Annotated in this window: 23 protein-coding genes and 2 pseudogenes; 19 read left to right on the top strand and 6 right to left on the bottom strand. The window is 59.7% G+C overall.

All coding sequences use genetic code 11. The annotated features are described in order from the left end of the window. Positions 1–80: 80 nt before the first annotated feature. The gene (locus tag M0D67_RS27295; protein WP_171929090.1) at positions 81–890 is read right to left on the bottom strand and encodes a PRC-barrel domain-containing protein; all 810 of its coding nucleotides are present in this window, start codon (positions 888–890) and stop codon (positions 81–83) included. A 60-nt stretch (positions 891–950) separates the two neighbouring features. Continuing rightward, on the bottom strand, positions 951–1,541 hold the full coding sequence (locus tag M0D67_RS27300; RefSeq protein ID WP_266240440.1) for a YSC84-related protein: 591 nt from the start codon (positions 1,539–1,541) through the stop codon (positions 951–953). A 346-nt stretch (positions 1,542–1,887) separates the two neighbouring features. On the opposite strand from M0D67_RS27300, the gene M0D67_RS27305 reads away from it, so the two are divergent. From M0D67_RS27305 to M0D67_RS27320, 4 genes and pseudogenes are all read left to right on the top strand, one after another. After that, the gene (locus M0D67_RS27305) at positions 1,888–2,607 is read left to right on the top strand and encodes a Crp/Fnr family transcriptional regulator (protein WP_266240441.1); all 720 of its coding nucleotides are present in this window, start codon (positions 1,888–1,890) and stop codon (positions 2,605–2,607) included. Between the two features lie 323 nt (positions 2,608–2,930). Further along, positions 2,931–3,086, top strand: a complete 156-nt coding sequence (locus tag M0D67_RS27310) for a DUF3309 family protein (protein WP_154567228.1) — start codon at positions 2,931–2,933, stop codon at positions 3,084–3,086. A 58-nt stretch (positions 3,087–3,144) separates the two neighbouring features. Next, entirely contained in the window at positions 3,145–3,951 is an 807-nt protein-coding gene (locus M0D67_RS27315) for an IS5 family transposase (RefSeq protein ID WP_201138891.1), read from the top strand. A gap of 9 nt (positions 3,952–3,960) precedes the next feature. After that, positions 3,961–4,158, top strand: a pseudogene (locus tag M0D67_RS27320) (PRC-barrel domain containing protein); the annotation flags it as partial. Positions 4,159–4,367: 209 nt separating this feature from the next. Here M0D67_RS27320 and M0D67_RS27325 read toward each other — a convergent pair. Together M0D67_RS27325 and M0D67_RS27330 are read right to left on the bottom strand one after the other, a co-directional pair. Then, positions 4,368–4,514 (bottom strand): annotated as a pseudogene (locus tag M0D67_RS27325) (twin-arginine translocation pathway signal); the annotation flags it as partial. 267 nt (positions 4,515–4,781) lie between these two features. Further along, positions 4,782–5,879 carry a LacI family DNA-binding transcriptional regulator gene (locus M0D67_RS27330; RefSeq protein WP_266240442.1) on the bottom strand — a complete coding sequence of 366 codons (1,098 nt, stop codon included), beginning with the start codon at positions 5,877–5,879 and terminating at the stop codon, positions 4,782–4,784. Positions 5,880–6,088: 209 nt separating this feature from the next. Between M0D67_RS27330 and M0D67_RS27335 the strand changes: the two genes are divergently transcribed. The 5 genes from M0D67_RS27335 (at position 6,089) to M0D67_RS27355 (ending at position 10,634) form a co-directional block, all read left to right on the top strand. Further along, positions 6,089–7,147, top strand: coding sequence for a fatty acid desaturase (locus M0D67_RS27335; protein WP_266240443.1), 1,059 nt, complete (start codon positions 6,089–6,091; stop codon positions 7,145–7,147). A 15-nt stretch (positions 7,148–7,162) separates the two neighbouring features. Continuing rightward, positions 7,163–7,486 carry a non-heme iron oxygenase ferredoxin subunit gene (locus M0D67_RS27340; RefSeq protein ID WP_266240444.1) on the top strand — a complete coding sequence of 108 codons (324 nt, stop codon included), beginning with the start codon at positions 7,163–7,165 and terminating at the stop codon, positions 7,484–7,486. Between the two features lie 84 nt (positions 7,487–7,570). Next, positions 7,571–8,605, top strand: a complete 1,035-nt coding sequence (locus M0D67_RS27345) for a sugar ABC transporter substrate-binding protein (protein WP_266240445.1) — start codon at positions 7,571–7,573, stop codon at positions 8,603–8,605. 26 nt (positions 8,606–8,631) lie between these two features. Further along, a complete protein-coding gene (locus M0D67_RS27350) occupies positions 8,632–9,501 on the top strand; it encodes a sugar phosphate isomerase/epimerase (protein ID WP_266240446.1) in 870 nt (289 codons plus the stop codon). A 26-nt stretch (positions 9,502–9,527) separates the two neighbouring features. Continuing rightward, positions 9,528–10,634, top strand: a complete 1,107-nt coding sequence (locus M0D67_RS27355; RefSeq protein WP_266240447.1) for an S-(hydroxymethyl)glutathione dehydrogenase/class III alcohol dehydrogenase — start codon at positions 9,528–9,530, stop codon at positions 10,632–10,634. A gap of 259 nt (positions 10,635–10,893) precedes the next feature. Here M0D67_RS27355 and M0D67_RS27360 read toward each other — a convergent pair whose 3' ends face one another. Next, a complete protein-coding gene (locus tag M0D67_RS27360; protein ID WP_266240448.1) occupies positions 10,894–11,955 on the bottom strand; it encodes a LacI family DNA-binding transcriptional regulator in 1,062 nt (353 codons plus the stop codon). A gap of 161 nt (positions 11,956–12,116) precedes the next feature. Between M0D67_RS27360 and M0D67_RS27365 the strand changes: the two genes are divergently transcribed. From M0D67_RS27365 to M0D67_RS27410, 10 genes are all read left to right on the top strand, one after another. Beyond that, entirely contained in the window at positions 12,117–13,199 is a 1,083-nt protein-coding gene (locus M0D67_RS27365) for a fatty acid desaturase family protein (RefSeq protein ID WP_266240449.1), read from the top strand. Positions 13,200–13,232: 33 nt separating this feature from the next. After that, positions 13,233–13,541, top strand: a complete 309-nt coding sequence (locus tag M0D67_RS27370; protein ID WP_266240450.1) for a MocE family 2Fe-2S type ferredoxin — start codon at positions 13,233–13,235, stop codon at positions 13,539–13,541. A gap of 4 nt (positions 13,542–13,545) precedes the next feature. Then, positions 13,546–14,778 (top strand): NAD(P)/FAD-dependent oxidoreductase, encoded by a 1,233-nt coding sequence (locus M0D67_RS27375; RefSeq protein ID WP_266240451.1) that lies wholly within the window; start codon positions 13,546–13,548, stop codon positions 14,776–14,778. Positions 14,779–15,046: 268 nt separating this feature from the next. Next, a complete protein-coding gene (locus tag M0D67_RS27380; protein WP_266240452.1) occupies positions 15,047–15,937 on the top strand; it encodes a LysR substrate-binding domain-containing protein in 891 nt (296 codons plus the stop codon). A 189-nt stretch (positions 15,938–16,126) separates the two neighbouring features. After that, entirely contained in the window at positions 16,127–16,876 is a 750-nt protein-coding gene (locus M0D67_RS27385; RefSeq protein WP_266240453.1) for an SDR family NAD(P)-dependent oxidoreductase, read from the top strand. 80 nt (positions 16,877–16,956) lie between these two features. Next, positions 16,957–18,285, top strand: a complete 1,329-nt coding sequence (locus M0D67_RS27390; protein WP_266240454.1) for an MFS transporter — start codon at positions 16,957–16,959, stop codon at positions 18,283–18,285. A gap of 44 nt (positions 18,286–18,329) precedes the next feature. Beyond that, positions 18,330–19,172, top strand: coding sequence for a transketolase (locus tag M0D67_RS27395; RefSeq protein WP_171929086.1), 843 nt, complete (start codon positions 18,330–18,332; stop codon positions 19,170–19,172). Continuing rightward, positions 19,169–20,173: a transketolase family protein gene (locus M0D67_RS27400; protein ID WP_266240455.1), complete on the top strand. Its 1,005-nt coding sequence runs from the start codon at positions 19,169–19,171 to the stop codon at positions 20,171–20,173. The genes M0D67_RS27395 and M0D67_RS27400 overlap by 4 nt, the downstream gene beginning before the upstream one ends. Positions 20,174–20,376: 203 nt before the next feature. Further along, a complete protein-coding gene (locus M0D67_RS27405; RefSeq protein WP_266240456.1) occupies positions 20,377–20,730 on the top strand; it encodes a BON domain-containing protein in 354 nt (117 codons plus the stop codon). 1,036 nt (positions 20,731–21,766) lie between these two features. Further along, entirely contained in the window at positions 21,767–22,240 is a 474-nt protein-coding gene (locus M0D67_RS27410) for a hypothetical protein (protein ID WP_266240457.1), read from the top strand. 125 nt (positions 22,241–22,365) lie between these two features. Here M0D67_RS27410 and M0D67_RS27415 read toward each other — a convergent pair whose 3' ends face one another. After that, positions 22,366–23,790 carry an MFS transporter gene (locus M0D67_RS27415; RefSeq protein ID WP_266240458.1) on the bottom strand — a complete coding sequence of 475 codons (1,425 nt, stop codon included), beginning with the start codon at positions 23,788–23,790 and terminating at the stop codon, positions 22,366–22,368. Positions 23,791–24,043 lie beyond the last annotated feature (253 nt).

Raw genomic sequence — 24,043 nt, forward strand, 5'->3', positions numbered from 1 at the left:
GATTCTGTCCGCCATGGTGTCACCCGTCTGAGTAAACGACAGCCACATTGGCCGTCGTAGCTGCTGGTAAATCTCGCGGTTCATTCCGATGCGACTGGCTCGTCGGCGCCTGCGTCCGACCAATATCCATGCTTGTCGTAAAACTGGTGCAGCACGACTTCGTAACGCCGGTCGATCGGCATCGAGTCGTCATAAGCTGGGCTATTCTTGATGACGTCACGCGTCAATGCCGTCGATACGGTTGAATCGAACCAGTCGACTTCGCCGATCCAGTGAATCGCGATGAGCACGGCCTTGCCACCGGGCCACCAGTTGTGCGTCTCTACGACCAGGTAACGAATCGCCCAGTCGGTGTCGTCGTAAATGAAGTCGGATACGTGACCGATGCTGCCGTCGGCCGTCTTGAGGTGGTAGCCCTTGACCTCGTCGGTGCTACGCAGATGGACGTCGGGTTGCGGTTTGTTCGTATCCAGGGTTGGCCCTGGTGGCTCATCGGGCAGGGCGTCAGGCGCTACACCTGTTGGGTCATAGGCCGGGTAGGCGCCCATCCCCCATAGGTTTGGGCCGCCCCAATAGGTCGGATAGCTGTAGTAGCGCAGATACTCGATCTCGTGCTGCCGCGATACCGGCTTGTGGGCGTCCAGCATTGGGCTGTCCCTCACTTGCTGCCGGGAGAGGCCGACATGCACGACACTCGATCCGGGATCGGTGTGTTTCACCGAATACGGCGAAACCAGCACTTGCCGGTCATTGAGCCAATTGCCTGTTTCGACCACCAGGTAGCGCACACCCCATGACTCGTCGTCGAAATAGGCCTGGCTAACTGAGCCGATGTCGCCGTCCACTGCGCTAACGGTGCTTCCGTGCAAGTCTCGCATGCTTCGTAACATGGTTTCTCTACCCTGTGTTTCGACGAGGGCGCACATCACGCGCGTCCCTCGGCCTCAATTTCAAAGCGACGTGAGCCGCGTGACTTTTGTGCCTTCCAGCGACGCGCCCGCCATCAGGCCACTGTTGGTCAACACGAAAGCGTCGACCTGTCCGGTCGCGGTGCTAGTGTCGAGATTGCCGTTCGCACCGACTTTCAGCACGGCCACGGAGGCGTCGCCGCCAGCCGACCATCCGTCCCTGCTACGGAAGCGGTTGAGCGACTCGTCGGTCATGAACAGGAAGACGATTGCGCGCGATTGCGCGCCGATCTGCCAGCCGATCGAACCGGTCGCCGTGCTGTAGTAGCCAACCGTGTGTCCGCCGACGCGCAAGGAGCCTTCGCCATACTGACCGCCGACCACGAAGCCGGCATCGATCACCGACGGGAACGTCAGTATCCCGTGCGCCTTGCCGACCAGTTCGCGTGATCCGCTTGCCATACCGTACAGGCGAGTCAGAGTCGAGTCGACGCCTGCATCGATGGAGCGGCGCTTGTCCATCTGCTGACTGCGGCTCGCATCGGAAGAAGAGGTGGTAGTGCAACCTGAGAGCGCTGCGCCGAGCACCAGAAGCGATCCGGATGTGCTCCAGATGAAGGTTCGTCGAAGCATGATTTTCTCCGCGCTGGTCAACGATAGAAGACACGCTACGCGCACGCGCGGCAGAAAGCGGTACGACAACGTACAGAGATCTGTCTATGTTCAAACGCACAATCGACGACGCATTTCTCGCAGTTGACAGACCTGTCCGCGCAGACCCGTTAAGGCGTGGCCGGTGGCGCGCCGCGACGGACCACCAGGCGCACGCGAACTATAATTTAAACAGGGTTTAGTCTGGTTCGACGTCCTCGCCCCATTCGTCTGGCGCATTCATGCAACTACTGCTGATGCCTGATACTGTTAAGAACAATTCTGCGAAAACGGTGCAGTTTCTGGACGGGATGTCGGGGAGCGAGACATGGAAAACGAAAGTCATTCCAAAGAGAACCACCTGCTTTCGGTTCTGCCGGAAGCAGAGCGGGCGCGCGTGGCGCCGCATCTCGTACCGGTCGAAATGCCACTGGGCCTGGTCGTGTACGAGTCTGGCGATCGCCTTGATCATGTCTATTTTCCGACAACGTCCATCGTATCGCTGCTCTATGTGATGGAGGACGGCGCGTCCGCCGAGATCGCAATTGTGGGCAACGAAGGGATCATCGGTATTGCGCTCTTCATGGGCGGTGAAACAACGCCAAACCGGGCAGTCGTGCAAAGCGCAGGACGGGCGTATCGACTGGATGCGCGCATCCTGAAAGAGGAATTCCATCGCGCTGGCCCGGTGCAGCGGTTATTGCTGCGCTATACCCAGGCATTGATTACACAGATGGCCCAGACCGCCGTCTGCAACCGGCATCATTCGATCGACCAGCAATTGTGCCGCTGGCTGCTGCTCAGCATGGACCGCCTGCCGTCAAACGAGCTGAAGATGACACAGGAACTGATCGCCAACATGCTTGGTGTGCGCAGATCCGGCGTGACGGAAGCGGCGCTGAAACTCCAGGACGCGGGGCTGATTCGCTACGGTCATGGCCACATCGAGGTACTGGATCGACCGGGACTCGAAAAGCGTGTGTGCGAGTGCTATAGCGTGGTGAAACGGGAGTTCGACCGGTTGTTGCCCGATCTGAAGGCGATATAAAACGCGCATTATTCCTGCTTGGGCGAGTAGCGCAGGGGCTACCGCAATACTCTCGACAGCATTCCCGACGAAAACGGCTGGCGCTTTTTACCAAGATGCCGGGCGGAAAAAAAGAAATCCCGATGTCCACCACCGTACCGACTGCGCGGCAAATCAATGCCAGCCTCAGGCTACAGGATGGCCCTCTTCCGGGTTGTGCGGATGCCGGTCAGCATCACATTCAATTTGCGAAGATAACTCGCGACAGGCCAGAAGATTCCGGGCACGTGGCGAGAGAGCGGCGATGGGCTCGTCGTAATACGGAGTCGGAAAGGAGTCGTCTCATGTTGAGCATACTATTGATAGTTGTACTGGCGTTCCTGTTGATGGGCGCGATGCCGACCTGGCCGCACAGTCGTTCGTGGGGCTATATGCCAAGCGGGGCGCTGGGTGTGCTGCTGGTCGTCGTTCTCATCTTGCTGCTTCTGGGCAGAATATAAGAACGCGAATTCCTAGAACGTGTTATGAACTTTCGGCCAGACCTGGTACCCTGGCGGGATGAAAAAACGCAGACCTTACCCAACTGATGTATCGGATGAAGAGTGGTACTTCGCCGCTCCGTACCTGACCTTGATGAACAAGGACGCACCCCAGCGCCGCTACGAGCTGCGCGAGATGTTCAATGCATTGCGCTGGATTGTGCGCGCGGGTGCACCGTGGCGTTTGTTGCCCAATGACTTTCCGCCCTGGGAGATGGTCTATCAGCAGACGCAGCGCTGGATTCAGGCAGGCTGCTTCGAGGCGATGGTCAGTGACCTGCGTTCGATCATCCGGGTCGCGCAGGAGCGCCGTGGTCAACCCAGCGCGGTTATTTTCGACGGACGCACGCTTCAGTCGACCTGCGAGAGCGGGCCTCGCGCTGGTTACGACGGCTACAAACGCAAACGCGGCAGCAAAGTCCACATGGCGGTTGATACCTTGGGGCAGTTGCTTGCCGTGCATGTGACGCCGGCCAACGAGCAGGAGCGCGCGCAGGTCGGGGAGCTGGCGCGTCAGGTTCAGCAGGCCACAGGCCAGACGGTCAAGGTGGCGTTCGCCGACCAGGGATACACCGGCGAAGAACCTGCGCAGGCTGCACTCGACGAAGGCATCGAGCTTCAGGTCATCAAGCTGCCGGAGGCGAAAAAGGGCTTCGTGTTGTTGCCGCGCCGCTGGGTGGTCGAACGCAGCTTTGGCTGGCTCAACCGCTTCCGCAGGCTGGCCAGAGACTACGAGCGGTTGCCCGAAACCTTGGCCGGTTTGCATTTCGTCGTGTTCTCCGTGCTTATGCTTGTCCACTTTGCAGCCCTTAACAAAAGTGCATAACACGCTCTAATAGACGATCTGATCGTCAGCCCAACCGATCGGGTTCCCTACGTCATCCGCTCGGTAGGCGGGTTTCTCGGGATGGGAACCCATCTCGTCGCAGTACCGTTTGGCAGCCTTCAGGTCGTCGACAAGCAGATGCGGCTAGAGGATGCGACCAGGGAGTCCCTCAAAGCATTGCCAGAGTTCAGGTACGCGCCTGAGTAACGGCGGCCGCCGGTTTTGATGCGAGTCCGCGAGCAGGCGACGATCGTCGCGCGAGGCTTTCGCCAGCGCTCCAGACCGCCAGACGTATTGACACGCGAAAACCGCGAAAGAAGAGGGCGATGTCGTGGGAATGTGCATGGCGTTCCGGCAGGATCGAAAAACGCCACGCCGGCACGCGGGCACCGCCCCGCCCCGCCTGTTTTGGGGCGCTACAGTGACTTCAGCCTGGTGACCTTCGTATCTTCGAGCGCCACGCCGACCATCAACCCGCTGTTCGTGAGCACGAACGCTTCGACCGGCGCTGTCGCGGTGGTGGTATCAATGTTCCCGTTCGCACCGACTTTCAGGAGTTGGACCTGCTGAGATATGGCGTCACAAAGCTGCCGCTAGCGCAGGCCGAATGTTTTCGACGGGCGGTTTACGGCGAAGGGAGTGAACGCGTACGGTCGGCCAAGAGGCGACATTCGGCAAATTCGATCGAACGTCCGCTCACCGGCTGACAGGCGTCGTCGTGCTTCAACGGCTTGACGCACTTCCGTAACGATGCCCTCATGGATTCTGTGTTACGTCCCGCCCGGAGGTGTGCGATAGAAGCCCAAAAACATACTTTCCGTTGATATGAATTAGTATAACGAATAACGAGAATACGTCTCTATCGGGATGATCGCTTGTGCAGGAACCGGTCGGGCTTCACATGCACTTATCAAGTGCTCTACAGCTGTTCGCAGCATGAGTTGAAGGTCCTGGGTCAGCAAATAGTCAATCGCGTCGCCCCGCAAGAGCGGCTCCGTGACGCGGTTAACTTCGTGAGTCACGTAGACTGTCTGGCCCGCCAGGCCGTATTCCCGCAGCGCGGCCGCCAGCCCTTCGTTGCCACCCGCGACGTTGTAGATGCCATCGAGCTTGCCGTGCTCGTCCAGAAAGCGCCGGGTTGCCTCATAGGTCGCAGCCCCCGAATCAGCGCCCTTGATGACCTCCACTAGGTTCACGTTCGGGAACCGCTGCCTGATCAGAGAACGGAAACCGATCTCTCGGTCCTCATGACAGGTATAGGAAAAGGTTGCGACGACCACGGCGACGTCGGGCGATGGGTGCGCCTGCAAATGCCGCCCGATGAGAAACGCCGCGGATTGCCCTGCAGCGCGGTTATTAACACCAACATAGGTGTGACGGGCGTCGGCATCGACATCTGTTATCAGCGTCACGACCGACTTGCCAGCGGCCATACATTTGCGCAGGGCCGCGGTTGTGGCCGCCGTGTTCGTGCAGATGATTGCAATACCGTCCGCCTCATCAGCCGCGACGCTCACTTGCGCTGCCACGTCGTGATCGGAAACACCCACGCAGTTCACGACCTCAAGCCGCGTTCCTGCCGCAGCGAAGTCATCTTCGAGTTCGGCCGCGCATCGCATCAGTTCCTCTGTGAAAGCGTCCCCGGCCTGCGCGAGCAATCTGAACGCGTAATTCCGCTGCGCGACAGGAACCGTCGAATGTGCCGGAGATCCCGCATCCAGTTGCCGCCGCGCGGCGTCGACGGCGCTGCGCGTACGTGGGTGCACCCCCGGCCGGTTGTTCAGCGCGCGATCGATCGTCGCCCGGCTGAGTTGCGTCATCTCCATCAGTTGTTTGAGGGTCGGCTTGCCTTTCATCGTGCATTCCCATGGGTCGAAGCGCGAAACCAGCGCATGGTTGACATTTTGCCTCAAAAAATGAGTCTTCATGAGACATGACGTGAGTCAATGCTGCGCAAGCAGGCAGCTAGGCGGGTACAGCCGGCAGGACTGGGACCATGGAATACCCTGAGTAGCTCAATATGAGGCATATTAGTCTTTGACGATGGCTCATAAAGAGCCTTAAATGAGCTCAAAGATGATCAATGCTTCATCTCACATCTCATCGTCAAACCGATTTCTCGTACAGGGTGCGACTCATGTCCGACCAGCAAGACAGCAGGAAAACGATCACCATGGACGACTGGTATAAATGCCGACTCGACAGAAAGGTGCTCAAGGAAGTCACGCGGCGCAACGACTCCGCCGCGCTTCTTCGTTTTGGCGGATTCATTGGGCTGGTGGTGGCAAGCGGCACGCTCGCATGGTTCTCGCTCGGTTCGCTCTGGTGCATACCGGCGTTTCTTCTCTACGGCACGCTGTATGCGTTCGCCGAGGCGATGGAACACGAACTGCGCCACCGCACGCCATTCAAAAGCGAATGGCTGAACGAGTCGGTGCATTGGCTGATCTGCTTCATGACATGGCGTGAGCAGATTTATAGCCGCTGGTCGCATGCGCAACATCACACTTACACGCATCTCACCGCAACCCTTCCCGCCGACGTTGAAATTGCGGTCAAGCGGCCACCGAATTACCTGAAGCTCGCCACCGATTTTCTACGTGTTTCGCACGGCGTTCATCACCTGGGCAACATCGTCCGGCATAGCTTCGGCATCGTGTCGAAGAGCGCCAAGGCCGTCGTTCCGCCCACCGAATTTCGTGCAATGTGCCGCAATTCGCGTGTGATCCTGGCGCTGTACATTGCCGCCGCCACGTGGGCGATGTTGGCCCATAGCTGGTTGCCGGTCATTTTCCTGCTGCTGCCCCGTTCCTATGGCGCCTGGCTGCACGAATTGCTGGCCATTGCGCAGCATACGGGATTGCGTGAGAACGAACTCGACCACCGCTTCTCGACACGAACGATCAAACTCAATCCTGCTCTGCAGTTCCTCTACTGGAACATGAACTACCACGTCGAGCATCACATGTTCCCCAACGTGCCTTTCCACGCGCTGCCGAAACTGCGCAAAGCGATCGAGGCCGATCTGCCGCCGGCATACGAAGGGCTCTTCAACGCGTGGGGCGAAATCTTCCACGTCTTCCGGATGCAACGACACGATCCGGACTACATGGTTACGCCGTGCGTACCGGGCAAGTCGCCGTACGTCGCGGCAGAACACGACACCGCCGCGCCGCTTGCGGCCCAGGTACGCTAACCGCGGAGAGATGCAATGAATATCCTGCAATGGCATCAGGTCTGCGGGTGCGATGACATCGACGAAGAGGACGTCATCGAGTTTCGTCACGACGACAAGCTGTATGCGATCTATCACACGCCGAGCGGCTTTTACGCAACCGCCGGTCTTTGTACCCACGAGACGGCGCGCCTCACCGAAGGTCTCGTGTTCGGCGAGATCATCGAATGTCCGATGCACATGGGCCGTTTTCACATTCCGTCGGGCGCGGCGAAAGGCGCGCCCGTCTGCGTGAATCTGCTTACTCATCCTGTGAAGATCGAGGACAACAAGGTTTTGATCGGGTTAGCAAGCGATTGACCGCCGCGCCTCGATTGAGAGGCGCGGCTCCCCCTGGCCCGTGTCGTCATACAGGCCAACAGAACGATATATACGGAGACAGCTATGCAATCCACCATAGGGAAGGCGCTTTGCCTGACCGCCACAGTGTTGAGCCTGGGACTATGCACCGGTGCTTTCGCGGACCCCGTCGCTCATTTTGATTTCATTACGCACGCGCCGGATTCGGATGCGTGGTGGAACACGGTCAAGAATGGCATCAGACAGGCCGATCAGGATTTCAACGTACAGACCGACTACCGGAATCCGCCAAACGGGGACATCGCCGACATGGTGCAACTGGTCAACCAGGCGGCCGCACGCAACTACGATGGCGTGGTGTTGACGATTGCCGACTACGACCTTCTCAAAGGAGCCGTCACGAAGCTGAAGGCGAAGAATATCCCGTTCATTACCTCCAATACCGGTACGGAGCAGCAGAGTGCCGACCTCGGCGCCATCATGCATGTGGGTCAGCCGGAATACCTGGCAGGCAAGGAAGCGGGGCTGCGTGCGAAGGCGGCCGGCATCAAGACGTTTCTGTGCGTGAACCACTATGCGACCAATCCGCTCTCGTTTGAGCGCTGCCGCGGGTTCGGAGAAGCCATCGGTGCGGACACGAAGGCATCTTCGCTTGATGTCGGCACCGATCCAACCGGTATCGAAGCCAAAGTGAGTGCCTATTTGCGTGCTCACCCAGATACGCAGGCCGTGTTGACGCTTGGACCGACGTCCGCCGACCCCACCATTCGTGCCGTGACCAAAATGGGGCTCGCCGGCAAGATCTGGTTTGCGACGTTCGACATTGATCCTGACGTTGCCAAGGCGATCAAGGACGGCACGATCAAGTTCTGCACCGATCAGCAACCCTATCTGCAGGGCTACATTCCCATCGCAATGCTGGCGATCATGCACAAGAATCACAACACGGATGTCGTAGCCGCCCGCACGGAGCTGGAAAAGGATCCGAAGTTCATGAAGCGCCTGGAGTCCTATGGACTCAAGCCGGTCTACGAGGCGCGCAATATCAGCTCGGGACCTGGCTTCATTACGCCGCAGAACATTGAGAAGGTGTCGGCGCTGGCTGGCAGCTACCGTTAAGCCCAGTTGCTTGCCGAGGAGGTCCAATGAGTCAACGCCTGCTGGTGTTTCAGTCAGTGTGGGCGATGGAGCGTCGCCATACCGACGGCTACGAACGCACGCTCGAAGAGAACGTGCGGATGATCGCCGATGCGGGTTTCGATGGCGTGAGTGCGCACTATACCGACCGGGAGTCTGTTCAGCGCCTGGCGCAGTTGCGCGGGCCGCATGGACTGCATGCAGAAGGCCAGTGCTTTCCACGGACGGTGGACGACTTGCAGCCCGTGCTCGAAAATGCCGCCGAGTTTGGGGTTCACCACATCGATCTGCAGCCCGACGTGCGTCCTCGCACGGTCGCGGAATGCGTGACGCTGCTCGATGGGTGGCGGCGGCTGGCGGAACAGGTCAACTTCCCGGTCTACATTGAAACGCACCGCGACCGGATGACCACGGATTTGCATTTCACGCTCGATCTGCTCGACGCGCGGCCCGATCTTAAGTTGCTGGGTGACATTTCGCATTACCTCGTGGGGCGTGAATTTGCATGGCCCGTGTCCGACGAAAACCACGCGCTGATGCACCGCATCCTCGACAACTCATGGGCATTTCACGGACGCGTCGCGAGCCGTGAGCAGGTGCAGATCGAGCTGTCGTTCGAACCGCATCGGATGTGGGTCGACCTGTTTCTCGACTGGTGGCGCTATGGCTTTGCATCGTGGCGCCGGCGAGCGGGTCCTGACGACACACTGGCGTTCACCTGCGAGCTCGGTCCCAAACCGTACGCGATTATCGGGCGCGATGGCAACGACACGACCGACCGTTGGGCAGAGTCACTGCTGCTGCGCGACTGGATACGCGAGGTATGGGAAGAATTGCAGCTCACTGCAACGCTCACGGGCAGCGCAATCCCCGAATAACAACCGCTTCATCAGAGGACGGCAGTATGAGAACCAAAGCAGCTATCGCATGGAAAGCAGGCGCCCCGTTGACGATCGAAGAAGTGGATCTGGAAGGTCCGCGCGCCGGTGAAGTCCTGATTGAAGTGAAAGCGACGGGTATCTGCCACACCGACTACTACACGCTCTCGGGCGCCGATCCGGAAGGCATCTTCCCGGCGATTCTCGGCCATGAAGGTGCGGGTGTGATCGTCGATGTGGGTCCGGGTGTCGGCACATTGAAGAAGGGCGACCACGTCATTCCGCTTTACACGCCGGAATGCCGTCGGTGCAAATTCTGTCTGTCGCGCAAGACCAATCTTTGCCAGGCGATTCGCTCGACGCAAGGCAAGGGCCTGATGCCCGATGCCACGTCGCGCTTCTCGCTGGGCGGCAAGCCGCTGTTTCACTACATGGGCACATCGACGTTCTCGAACTACATCGTCGTGCCGGAAATCGCCGTCGCGAAGGTGCGTGAAGACGCGCCGTTCGACAAGATCTGCTACATCGGCTGCGGCGTGACGACGGGCGTCGGCGCTGTGGTGTATTCGGCGAAGGTCGAAGCGGGCGCGAACGTGGTGGTGTTTGGCCTGGGCGGCATCGGCCTGAACGTGATCCAGGGTGCGAAGATGGTCGGCGCGGACAAGATCATCGGCGTCGATATCAACCCGGGCCGCATCGAGTTGGCGAAGAAATTCGGCATGACCCACTTCATCAACCCGAACGAAGTCGAGAACGTGGTTGACCACATCGTGCAACTCACCGACGGCGGGGCAGACTATTCGTTCGAATGCATCGGCAACACCAAGGTGATGCGTCAGGCGCTGGAGTGCACGCACAAAGGCTGGGGTCAGTCATTCATTATCGGCGTGGCGGCGGCGGGTGAAGAGATCAGCACGCGTCCGTTCCAGCTGGTGACGGGCCGCGAGTGGAAGGGCTCGGCATTCGGCGGCGCGCGCGGCCGTACCGACGTGCCGAAGATCGTCGACTGGTACATGGAAGGCAAGATCAATATCGACGACCTGATCACGCACCGTCTGCCGCTCGAGCGCATCAATGAAGGCTTCGACCTGATGAAGAAGGGCGAGTCGATCCGCTCGGTCGTTCTTTACTAGGCGAAGGCGGTTACTCGATCACTTTCATTCACTTTACTCCTGGGCGGCGGAATTCCTGTAGGGCGTCGGAGGAGTGACTGATAGTGCAGGGGCGAGAGCTTGATGGGCTGGCGACTCCACCCGCCAGCTTTTTCCCACGCAGGTACGATTTGTGGACGATATGGACCTCGCGTCCATATCGGCTTTTTCGCGTCTGGTCGTTCTGTGGCGACTTCCGGGAAGCCGGGCGCAGTTTCGAAATGGCGCTCCGCTTCATTGTTCATTCGCTGAGGTAAGGACTGTGTCTGACATTGGCCGAGCAGAACACGCGAAACTCGACCGGTTCGGCCCGGGGTGCCGTATCGACGATACCGCACGCATGGAGGGCATGCTGCAATGCCGCGATGACCTGTCCGTCGGGATCCTGGTCGATCGCGATATCCATGCTGCCCGCCTTGATGAAGTCGCGATGCAGATCGAGCATTTCATGGCCGACCCACACCACCTTATTTGCCGCGCCGAACTTGCGCAAGGCCGCTTCGACGCCCGCCGAGCCGTAGCCGCTGTTGTAGATCGCGCTGAGACCGCCTTGTTCGAGCGCTTTAGCCACGGCGTAATAGCAGCGGTCGTCCTCGTCCTGCGTCTCGATCGGCTCGGGTTCACATGTCAGATGGGCAAACGCTTCGTCGATCTGTGCACGGCAGCCGCCAATGCGGTCGAGATGCGCCCGGTAGTCCATACGGCCGCACAGCAGCAACACCCGGCCCAGTTGCCTTGCCAGCCGACCGATGTAATAGCCGGCGGTGCGGCCCGCGCACACGTTGTCAATGCCGGCGTAGTGGAGTCTGCCGGTATCGGGAATGTCCGTGACCATGGTGATCACCTGTTCCCCGCGCGCGATCGCCGATCTGAGTGCGTCGCGCACCGTCGTCGTATCGTGCGTCGTGATGATAAGCGCCGCACGTTGACGACGGGACTGGGTAATCGCCTTCGTAATCACGTCGTCATCGGCTGCCGACAGCACCATGCGATGCACGACAACGCGTCGATCCAGCATCTGCATGGCGCGTTGCAGCGCCTGATTCAGACGATTAAAGAATGGTGCCTGGCTGTCGGGCAGCAGGACGTCGACATGGATAAGTCCGTGGCGGGTCTCAGGCAGCGTGCGCGGCACGGCCAGTTCCCGGGCGGCCGCCACGACGCGCTTACGTGCTGCGTCCGATACGCTGCCGCGCTCGTTCAGGACACGGTCAACGGTGGACGGACTGACGCCGGCAAGTTGTGCGATCTCGATGAACCGCGCAGAGCGCTTACGCCGAGGGGGTGCTGCGCTATTTGCCACGGTTGTCTCCTTGTGCAGTTCACTATTTTCATTGCCATTCTCCTACGCTAGAAGTTTGACGATAAATCGTCAAATTTTCCGTTGAGCGATGCACGAATAGGGCTTATTTTTGATTCATAGACTCTCTGCATCATGCGGAGAAGGACATAACGGAGACAGACGTGGCAAACATGACCGACCGTGCGCGCGAAGCTTCCTCGTCCGCACGACACGAGGAGTATCGGCTCGTCGGCGGAGCGGGTGAGCGCGCGGAGGCTGCCGGTCTAGTCAATGCGGAGTGGTACAAATGTTCGGTACCCCGCCCAGTGATGAAGCAGTTGATGCAGCGCAGTGATGCCCGCGCGATTCGCGACACGCTCATCTGGTACGCGGGCATAATCGCCAGCGGCGTGCTGGCCGGGTTCGCGTGGCACGTTCACTCGCTGTGGGCGACTCCAGCCTTTTTTCTCTATGGCACGCTCTACTGCAGCCCGGCCGATTCGCGTTGGCATGAAGCCGGGCATGGAACGGCATTCAAGACGCGGTGGATGAATGACGTGCTGTATCAGGCGGCGTCGTTTCAGGTGTTCCGTCGTGCGACGGTATGGCGTTGGAGTCACGCCCGTCATCACACGGACACCCTCGTGGTCGGACGTGATCCCGAGATCGCAGCGCCCCGGCCAACCGATTGGCTGGGCCTGGCACTGAGTATCTTCGCGCTAAAGCACGTCTGGAATGAACTGCCAAAGATGGTTGCTGCGGCGTTTGGCCGGATTAATGAGGAAGACCGGACTTTCGTGCCGGCGTCGGAATGGCCGAAAGTGTTCCGCGAGGCCCGAATCTCTCTGGCCATTTACGTCGTAGTGATTGGTGCAAGTGTCTATTTCCGCACAATCCTGCCGCTCCTCTATGTCGGGCTTCCGAGCCTGTACGGGGGCTGGCTCTACCTGTACTTTGGTCTTACCCAGCATGCGGGGATGCCGGAAAACGTGCTGGACCACCGTCAGAACTGCCGTACCGTTTTGATGAATCCGGTTTTCCGGTTCCTGTACTGGAACATGAATTATCACGCCGAGCATCACATGTTCCCGATGGTTCCATTCCATGCACTACCGCAGCTACACGATACGGTGAAGGGTGATATGCCGCCGCCGTATCGCAGCAGTCTTGCCGCCTACGCTGAGATCATTCCGGCACTCGTACGGCAGACGCGCGATCCGTCGTACCACATCGTGCGTCCGGTTCCAGCCGTCAAGCAGGCCTGAGAGAAATCAATACAAAACCTGGAGACAACCGCCATGTCACAATGGGTCGAAGCTGCTGCGCTGGGCGATATCGAAGACGAAGACGTGATGCGTTTCGATCACGCGGGACGTACCTACGCAATTTATCGCGTCAACGATAACGTCTATGCGAGCGACGGATTGTGCACGCATGAACATGTGCACCTGAGCGATGGGCTCGTGATGGACCATGTGATCGAATGCCCAAAGCACAATGGCCGCTTCGACATCCGTGATGGCCGCCCGCTCTGCGCACCCGTGTGCGAAAAACTCAAGACCTACCCGGCGAAGATCGAAGCCGGCCGCATCCTGATCGAGGTCTGACGCGATGACAACCGATCGTGTCATGGCAATCGTCGGCGCGGGTCACGTCGGTGGCCGCGCTGCCCAGGCGCTGCGAGAATCTGGCTGGCGGGGCGTCATCGCGCTAATCGGCGCCGAGTCACACTTGCCGTACGAGCGGCCACCCCTGTCGAAGGGATTGCTGACGGGCGAGCGGGAAGCCGCGCAATGTCAGCTCCGAACACGCGACGCATGGCAGCAGGACAACGTCGAACACATCGTCGCCACGGTGAGAGCAATCGCGCCAGATACCCGTGAAATTCAGCTTGCAGATGGCAGGATCATTCCCTACGAGGCGTTACTGCTTGCCACTGGAGGTCACGTCCGGCGTCTCGCGATTCCGGGCGCCGAACTCGATGGGGTATCGACCCTGCGCACACTCGACGACGCGGCGGCTATCGCACCAAGGCTGGTGCCTGATGCTCACGTAGTGATAATCGGCGGCGGATTTATCGGCCTCGAAGTCGCGGCTTCGGCACGTCAGCGTGGCTGCCATGTTTGTGTGCTCGAAGGCGCGCCGCGTCTGCTTGGACGTGCAGTGCCCGCAACCATTGCCGCGCGGGTGCACGCATTGCATGAGAGCAAGGGCGTCGAGGTTCGCGTCAACACGGCACCGACGGCGATCGAGCATACCCCGGAAGGAGCGTTGGCTGTGACGCTCGCAAATGGCGATGTATTGAAAGCAGACACAGTCATCATCGGCATCGGGATTGATCCGGCGGACGAGTTGGCGCGAGAGGCAGGACTTAAGGTGCAACGCGGCGTAGTCGTCAATGCTGAGCTCAAGACATCGGCGCCCGGAATCTACGCGGCGGGTGACGTCGCCATCTTTCCTAGCCGCCTCTCAGGTCAGCCGATCCGGCAAGAAACATGGCACAACGCGGAGACGCAGGCGCGCATTGCTGCTCGTAACATGTTGGGCGCCCAGGAAGAGTATCAGGACCTTCCGTGGTTCTGGTCCGACCAATACGATCATCAATTACAGGTGGCTGGCGAGCCGGTACTCGGAGAGCAATGCGTGATCAGGGTACTTCCCGGTACGGCTGAGATTCATTTCAATCTTGACGCCAGCGGTCGACTCGTTGGGGCCAGTGGTTTCGGGCCCGTAAGCGGTTTTGTGAAAGAGATGAAGCTCGCACGCATGCTGGTCGATCGAAGCGCAACACCGGCACCCGAAACGCTCTCTGATTTGAACTTCAAGTTGAAGTCACTCCTGTAAAGGAATGAGAGTACGCACCGATTCGTTTCGTGGCGCTTCGCTAACGGACACATGTCTGCCACTTCCCGACCACCGGATGCGTTCGGTAGTCGGGCTCGCCCTCGTTTTCGCACGACGTCTCGCGTCCCTGTGAGCCCTTTGCGTATCGGCCAAACCCCGGCTTGCCTTTACCTCCCGGATACGCGACATTTCTGGAACCACCTCGCTGACAGTAGCGAAGCAGAACACCCTGATCCAGGACGGTTCGTCACTTCTGCCCCCAGGAACAATGCGCATCCCTCCACTAAAATCCATCGTCGCGTTTGAAAGTGTCGCCCGGACAAAGAGCGTCAATCGGGCGGCTGATGAATTGGGGTTAACACCATCGGCGGTCAGCCATCAAATTGCCAACCTCGAATCCATGGTGGGAAGGCCCTTGTTCACAAGAGTGGGACGGGGACTCGTGTTGACGCCAACGGGTCAGCAATATCTGGCGGATGTCACCGGATCGCTCGCCGATCTGAGCCGCGCGACGGAGCGCGCATCGAGCCAGTCGGGTGTCGAGATTCTTCGCATTCACTCGAGTCCCAGCTTTGGGCTGATGTGGCTGCTACCGCGGCTCGCTTTGTTCCAGGAAGCGAACGGCGACATTCAGTTGAATCTCGCCTGCTCGTATGAGGATGTGTCGTTCACCTCTGGCTTCTATGACGTCGACGTACGGCATGGCTACGCTCATTGGACCGATGGCGAGATCAAGACGCTACGCAACGAGTTCATCGCGCCTCTTGCTTCAGAGGAATACCTGCAAAGGCACCCGGTGCGTACCCCCGAGGATCTGCTCGAGCGGCGCCTGATCTTCTCGGAAACGCCTCTCGTGCAGTGGAAGCAATGGTTCGGCAAGTTCGGCGTTGCAGTGTCGCGCAAGGCATACGATTTCGCGTTCGACCGCTCTTACATGTCGCTCGAAGCCGCTGCATTGGGACACGGCATCGCGCTCGAAAGCACGATGCTCGCATCGGTTCATCTGAAACGAGGTTCGCTCGTACCGGTCTTCGATCGCGCGTATGCGGTCGAGGTCGGAGCCCATCACCTCGTTTACCCTTCCCAGAACGCGGACTTGCCGCGCGTGGCCAAATTTTTGGCCTGGGTCGAGCAAGAGATCAGCCGTGATGCCGTGTAGCGCCAGGCCGCACCAGGCGGGACGCCAGCGCCCTGCCTTATGCGAAAGGGCTGTTTTCTGACGCCTGTGACTCCACGGTGCGGTGACACCTGAAAATTCTTCAGCAATAGTTGAGCCGGACTGCATTGATCGAGATGGTTGAAGCGCTGAAACTGCGTCTACCAACTAACGTGATCGATGGAGACAAACATGTTGCTCGACAGCAAAGTGGTAATCGTAACCGGCGCAGCCTCGCCGCGTGGCATTGGCAAGGCAACCGCAAAAGCGCTTGCTGCGCAAGGCGCGCGAGTGGTGATTCTGGACCTTCGCAAGGAAGACGCAGAGAGTGCCGCGCGTGACCTCGGCGAAGAGCATCTCGGCCTCGCCTGCGATGTGACCGACAAGGCCGCATGCATGGCTGCCGCCAGGGCGGTCATCGAGAAGTACGGTCGTGTCGACGGATTGATCAACAACGCGGGTATCACCCAGCCGTTGAAGACGATGGACATCGGAGCCGACAACTTCGATGCGGTCATCGACGTAAACCTGCGCGGTACGCTCTACATGTCGCAGGCGGTCATTCCGCAAATGAGAGCGCAAAAGAGCGGCAGCATCGTCTGCATGTCATCCGTTTCCGCGCAACGCGGCGGCGGCATCTTCGGCGGTCCTCACTACAGCGCCGCAAAAGCGGGCGTACTCGGTCTCGCTCGTGCGATGGCGCGTGAACTCGGGGCGGACAACATCCGCGTCAACTCGATCACACCGGGCCTGATCCAGACCGATATCACCGGTGACAAGCTCACGACGGAGATGCGCGTCGACATCATCAAGGGCATTCCACTCGGTCGACTCGGCGATGCGGCCGACGTCGCGAACGCCTGTCTGTTCCTCTCGAGCGACCTGTCCGCCTACCTCACCGGCATCACGCTCGACGTCAACGGCGGCATGTTGATCCACTAAGTACGACATCCGTCGCGCTTGCGGCGGATGGGTCAATGCACCCGGCGGTAAAACCCGGGGCAATATGGCAGGAGACAACCATGAAAACGAAGGCCACTGCGCCGTCAATGACGGGCGATGTCACATCGCTCGCCGATCCGGCGAGCTTCGAATCAAAAACGTATGCGAAGGTGGGACGGCGCCTGATACCGTTCCTGATGCTGTGCTACCTGGGCGCTTATCTCGATCGGGTCAACGTGGGCTTCGCGAAACTGCAGATGCTCAACGACCTGCGATTCAGCGAAACCGTGTATGGTTTCGGCGCTGGCATTTTCTTCCTCGGTTATTTTCTCTTCGAGGTACCGAGTAATCTCATGTTGCACAAAGTGGGCGCACGAAACTGGCTCGCTCGCATCATGCTGACGTGGGCGGTGATCTCAGCCTGCTTCGTCTTCGTCAAGTCGCCCACCACCTTCTATGTTCTCCGCTTTCTATTGGGCGTGGCCGAGGCAGGGTTCGCGCCAGGCGTCATCCTGTATCTGACTTACTGGTTTCCTTCTGCGCGGCGCGCCAAGGCGCTCTCCCTCTTCTTCATGGCGATTCCACTTGCCGGCATTGTCGGTGGGCCGCTGTCCGGTTACATCCTGCATGCGTTCCAGGGCGTACACGGTCTCGCCGGCTGGAAGTGGCTGTTCATCCTCGAAGCGCTGCCGTCGTTGCTCCTTGGCGTCGCCATCCTGCTCTACCTCGACAACGGTATCGCTGCCGCCAGGTGGCTCACTGATCCGGAGAAGGCGCTCCTCGCACGCAACGTGGCGAACGACAACGCCCACAAGATCGCCCATGTGTCGATCAGGTCTTTCATCGGCGATCGTCGTCTGTGGTTGATGGCTGCCATCTACTTCTGCGTCGTGCTTGGTCAGTATGGGCTGACGTTCTGGCTGCCGACGATCATCCGCAAGTCCGTGGTGGCCGACCCGCTGTGGGTGGGCGTCTTCACAGCCATCCCGTACCTGTGCGCCATCATTGCGCTGCCGCTGGTGGGAGCAAGCGCTGACCGCCATCGCGAACGTCGTCTGCATCTTGCAATCCCCATGCTCGTATCGGCAGCAGGCTTTGCAACGCTTCCGATGCTGGGCGGAGTCGGCGCATCGCTGGTGTGTGTCAGCGTGGCCGCCGCCGGCATCCTCGCTTCGTCGTCGCAGTTCTGGTCGCTGCCGACCGCACTCCTCGGCGGCATGTCCGCCGCAGCGGGTATCGCCGCGGTGAACTGTTTCGCCAATCTCGCAGGGTTCTTCTCGCCGGCCATCGTGGGCTGGTTGAACGACCTGACCGGTAAGTCGACGGCTGGGCTCATCTTTATCTCCGTCGCCATCGTCATCGGTGCCGGGCTTGTTTTCCTCGTGCCAGCCAAAACCGTCAATCGCTGACACCTTTCGCTGCAAAGACTCACTTTTTAAATCAAGGAGACACCATGAACAGTCCCTCATCAGATGGGGTGACGCTCGCCGAGCGCGCCTACCGGATTCGCAGAAACGCCTTGCTGATGGGCGAAGTGCAGGGCCAGGGCTATATCGGCCAGGCACTCGATATCGCCGATGTACTCGCAGTTGCCTACTTCGGCGCAATGCGCTACCAGCCCGACAACCCCGACTGGGAAGGCCGCGACCGCTTCCTGCTGTCCAACGGACACTATGCGATCGCGCTCTACGCCGCGCTGTTCGAAGCCGGCTTCCTGCCACCGGAAGAACTCGAAACCTACGGCAGCGACGACAGCCGGTTGCCCATGTCCGGTATGGCGAGCTACACGCCTGGCATGGAGATGTCCGGCGGCTCGCTCGGCCACGGTCTCACGATCGCGGTGGGCCGCTGCCTCGGACTGAAGCGCAAGGGCTCAAACGCCTTCGTCTACACGCTCTTCTCCGACGGAGAACTCGATGAAGGCGCGATCTGGGAGGGCCTGATGTCGGCCGCTCACTGGAAGCTGGACAACCTGATCGCCATGGTCGACGTCAACAACCAGCAGGCCGACGGTCCCTCCTCGAAGATCATGGCGTTCGAGCCGCTCGTCGAGAAGCTCGAAGCGTTCGGCTGGTTCACGCAGCGCGTGGACGGCAACGACATCGACGCAGTGAAGGCCGCCTTCGATGCTGCACGCAATCATCCGAAGGAGCAGCCCCGGATTATCGTTTGCGATACCCGCATGGGCTGCGGCGTGCCGTTCCTCGAAGAACGGGAAAAGAACCATTTCATCCGCGTCGATGCCCATGAGTGGCAACTGGCGCTCGCAGCACTCGAAGCAGGGAGACAAGCATGAGCGACACCACTCTCACCAAGAAGCCGCGCCTGAAGACCTCGGCGATGATCGCTTCTATTGCCGGCGTTGGACAAGTCACGCGTTCCGCGCCGTTCGGCCATGCATTGGCCCAACTGGCCCGGGAGAAGAAGAACGTGATCGGCATGACGGCCGACCTCGGCAAGTACACCGACCTGCATATCTTCGGGAAGGAGTTTCCGGAACGCTACTATCAGATGGGCATGGCCGAGCAGTTGCTGATGGGCGCGGCCGCCGGTATGGCGCATGAAGGCGCCCAGCCGTTCGTGACGACCTACGCCGTATTCGCAACCCGTCGCGCGTATGACTTCATGCACCAGGCCATCGCCGAGGACAACCTCGACGTGAAGATCATCTGCGCGCTGCCGGGCCTCACGACCGGCTACGGACCGAGCCATCAGGCGGCCGAGGATCTTGCGCTCATGCGCGCGATGCCGAACATGACGGTCATCGATCCGTGCGACGCGCTCGACACCGAGCAGATGGTGCCCGCGATCGCCGCGCATAACGGCCCGGTGTATGCGCGTCTGTTGCGTGGCAACGTTCCGGCCGTGCTCGATGAATACGACTATCAGTTCGAACTGGGCAAGGCGAAGCTGCTTCGCGACGGCGCCGAGGTGCTGATCATCTCGTCGGGCATCATGACCATGCGCTCGCTGGAAGTCGCGAAGGCGCTGGAAGCGGACAACGTGGGCGTTGGCGTATTGCACGTGCCGACCATCAAGCCGCTCGACACTGAGACGATCTTGCGCGAAGCCCGGCGCACGGGTCGCATGGTGGTGGTCGCCGAGAATCACTCGGTGATCGGCGGCCTTGGCGAAGCGGTCGCGACCACGCTGCTCACGGCAGGTGTCACGCCGATGTACCGTCAAATCGCCCTGCCCGATGAGTTCCTCGGTGCGGGCGCGCTGCCGACCTTGCACGATCGCTATGGCATCTCGACCAATGTCATGGTAGATACCATCAAGGGCTGGCTTGGATGAGCCAACGGTGTCGTCCAGACGCGGCGGCACGGCGGACATCGCTCCGCCTGCGTGTGAAACGAGCCGTCTGCCAGCTTGAGAGGGGGACGGTGCGTCAGTTCCGTCGACGCACCGCTACCCATGTGCGTGAATGCATGTAAAGCGGCGGTACGTCGGGATCCTGGAGAGGGTCTTCCGTTAGGTGATTGATACTGGAGCAGCCAATGAACGCAATCAGAACACTCAAGCTCGCTGGTGCTGCATTGATTGTTGTCGCTTCCGTCAATGCGTGGGCACAGGAAAGCGAATCGTCTGCCTCATCGGCGGCAACGCAAGGGACGTCGAAATCCGCCGTCAGAAAGGCGAATCGGGCATTAAGCAGAAAAGTGGTTCAGGCGCTTTCGAAGGGCGGTGTCGATACCACGGGCATCAATGTACTCGTAAAAGGTGGTGCAGTAACGCTAGCTGGAAGCGTCACCGATCCGGCACTGATCGACAAGGCGGCCTCGATAGCGAAAGGCGTTTCTGGCGTTACGTCCGTGAAGAATGCTCTGACGATTCGCGAAGGTGGGCCGTAATACCGCCCACGTGTCCATAGCTGCGACTCAGCACACCGGCAACAAACCGATCGTCAGTGTCATTCCTGCTTCGATTTCGGTTGTTGGGGTTGCTGTCGAGGCTCAGATCCGCGTTGTGTCGGCGCCCTCGTACATGCGTCCGGGGGCATTACGTAGGGCACGTCGTCGCAGCAGCACTTATACACCGGAAACCCGTGCGCGTTCGTGCGGATGATGGTCGTTGGCCCGTGCAGCGGGCACACCGCTTTCATGGTGTCTCCTGAGACTCATAAGTCAACTGGTTCTATCGTACACGCAGCTCGCCGGTCCGGTATGGCCCGATGCTGGCGAGCGCTATTGCAACAGTTTTGACCGACCGACGGGGTGCGTTAAGGCTTATTGGACGCCTGCCTGCCCGCACGCGCCGCAGCACACTCACAGCCATGTGAATGAGGGCAGGCGTCCAATAACCCTTAACGACGGCGTGAGTTTGCTGATGCAGGAAGCTGCCATTCGACTGCTCGATGCTGCCACTGTCAGCAATCCGCCAGATTGCCGACGTAGAATCCGGACCGGCCCAATGGCGGCTCCGGCCGATGAACCGCCATGGACCGCCAAGTTCGGACACTGACGAAGCCCAGATATGCCTACGCGCTGACTATCGACGCAGAGACGACTAGCCGCCCGCGTCCTCTGTGACCTCCGAGTTCGCGACAACACGCCAACCGCCGCCGATGATGCCTTGTCCGATCGGCCAAACGCAAACACTTAGCCCGCCTGGTTGAACGCTACGCCGCTGCCATGATTTATAATCATCAAGCCGTCGGGAAACACCCGGCGGCCAGGTGTGGAAGCCTGTTGTTCTAACCGCACACCCGCCCAGGCGGGCGTGCGTCTACCTATGCACGTCTATATTTCAATGGGCGGGCTGTGGTGGGGGAGCCGCAAGGCTCGCCGGCTTGTTAGAACACCGGTCTTCCAAACCCGCCACGTGCCCGCTCACCCACTTCCTCAAGCGAGTGTCGGGCGATCAAAGAAGTACCAGGGAGGTCGCACCATGAGCAACAAACCTACAAAACAATCCCAACCCGCTTCACGCCCGCCAGTCGACGCGCTCCAGTACGAAAAGCTTGCGCTTTCCACCTTCGCCCTCTGCAACCGGCAGTTGAGCCAACTCAACACATTGATCACACTTGCGTCCTCAATGTGTAGGAATCCTGCCATCACGAGTGACGAAAGACGACGTCAGCAGACCATGCTTGAATTGCTCGTCGACACAGCAGAGCAATATCATCGGGAACTCGAATGTGACCGTGAGCTATACCAGGTGATCGCGCTCGATGCGAAGGGCATCCCTCAAAGCCGCATCACCGCGAGCCGTGCAGCGTGCCTTCTCGCAGAGGCATCACAAATAGCGACGACGGAAACACCGGCAGCCACGAAGCCCAGCCCTGCCAAACAAACGTCAGCGAAATCCGCGACAAACGAAGAAGAAGACGCGGACGAACAGCCAGCTCCCGTGCAACATTAAGCACCGAGAAGGCGGACGGCTTTAGTTGGCCGACTGCCGTCCAATGCTCAACCGCCCGAAAACGGGCGGCTCTTCCATCAGCGAATAGTGCAAAGACACGGGTTAAGACCGAAGCTGGAATAGGTTTACTGTCCCACGAGTGGCGCAACGCCGCCGGCATGCGCGGCGTCTGCGGCGTCGTGATGTGCGCCGGCCGCCGTCGAACCCGTTTGCCCCTGCTCACGCGCAAGGCTCAACCGGAACTGCTTGCACCCCAACCACAACAGCCCTGCAGCCAGCAAAGTGGCGATGAGGTTAACGATCGACATCGAGTCACCCACCGCTTTCGGCAAACCGAACACCTTGTCAGTCAGCAACGCAACGAGCGTCGTGCCGATCCCAAGTGCGATGAGATTGGAAACCAGCAGAAACACCGCTGAAATCTGCGCACGCATCTGGTTCGGCGCGAGTGTCTGCATCGCGGCGGTCGACGTGGGCATGGGGAACGACGCGAAGAACATCGCAACGACCAGCAGCGCAAGCGACACGTTCAGGCTATCGACCTGTGTGAAAGCAACTGCCGGCACGAGCATCCCAACCGCGCCGATGAAACCCGCGAGCATTGGGCCGTCCGTGCGGCCTTTCTTCATGAGCCAGTCGTTGAGCCACCCGCCGCAGAACACGCCGATGGTGTTCGCGACCAGCAGGATCGTGCCGAGCGTGTAACCGGCTTCAGCCGGCGTGAGTCCGAAGTGGCGGATATAGAACGCGGGCGTCCAGCTCATCAGGCAGAACAGCGTCATCGCATAGAACGAGAAGCCGAGGTAGTGGCAGGTGAACGTCTTGCCATGCGTACCGATGAAGCGCAGCGAGTCGCCCATCGACACGCGCTTTGCCCGACCGGCGCCGTCCCGCACGAGTCCTCGACGCGCCGGATCGCGCACGGTGAGGATAAACAGCAAAGCAACGAGAAAGCCCGGCAATCCGACGATAAAGAACGTGAGTTGCCACGAACGCACGTCGCCGAGGAGCGGCACGCTGATCGTCGTCATCTGCTTGAGCAGATGGATCACGTATCCGCCGATCAGGAATGCCATCCCGCCGCCGATGAATGAACCCAGCGAGTACACGCCCACCGCGCGCCCCAGTTTTTCCTTCGGAAAGTAGTCGCTCAACATCGAATACGTTCCGGGCGACAGCGCGGCTTCGCCCACGCCGACACTCATGCGAGCCAGGAACATGTGGATAAAGTTCTGGCTGACGCCGCAGGCTGCGGTGGCGAGGCTCCATAACGCAATGCCTGTCGCGATGATGCGAGGGCGGGCGAAGCGGTCGGCGAGATAGGCGAGCGGCATGCCCATCACCGCATAGAAGAGCGAAAACGCGAAGCCTTGCAGCAGGCTGAACTGCGTGTCGGTCAGATGCAGATCCTTCTTGATTGGCTCGATCATCAGCGCGAGAACCTGCCGGTCGACAAAGGAAAACACATACGCAAGCATGCAGATCAGGACCACGTACCACTCGTACGTGTAGCGCCTGCGCGCAGGGTTATTGCTCGTTGATACGGCCATGCCGATTCTCCTGTGCCTGATATTCGACGAAGTTGCGATGAGGTTGCAATGAGGTTGCGAAGCAGCGTATGTAAACAAATTTCTGAAACATATACGCAAGGCCTGCGCACACACGGCGAGATTCCCCTGGGTCACTAAAGTTTTCCCCAGGAGGCGGCCGGAAAGGCTTGTCCAGTAAGGCGAAAGAGGCCGTTGTACGGTGCGCGGCGCACCTCATTCGTGCTGTCTATAAGTGTTATATGTGCGCATTCAT

Origin of the sequence: Paraburkholderia sp. SECH4, from assembly GCF_030511745.1 — a bacterium.
Classification (GTDB): domain Bacteria; phylum Pseudomonadota; class Gammaproteobacteria; order Burkholderiales; family Burkholderiaceae; genus Paraburkholderia; species Paraburkholderia madseniana.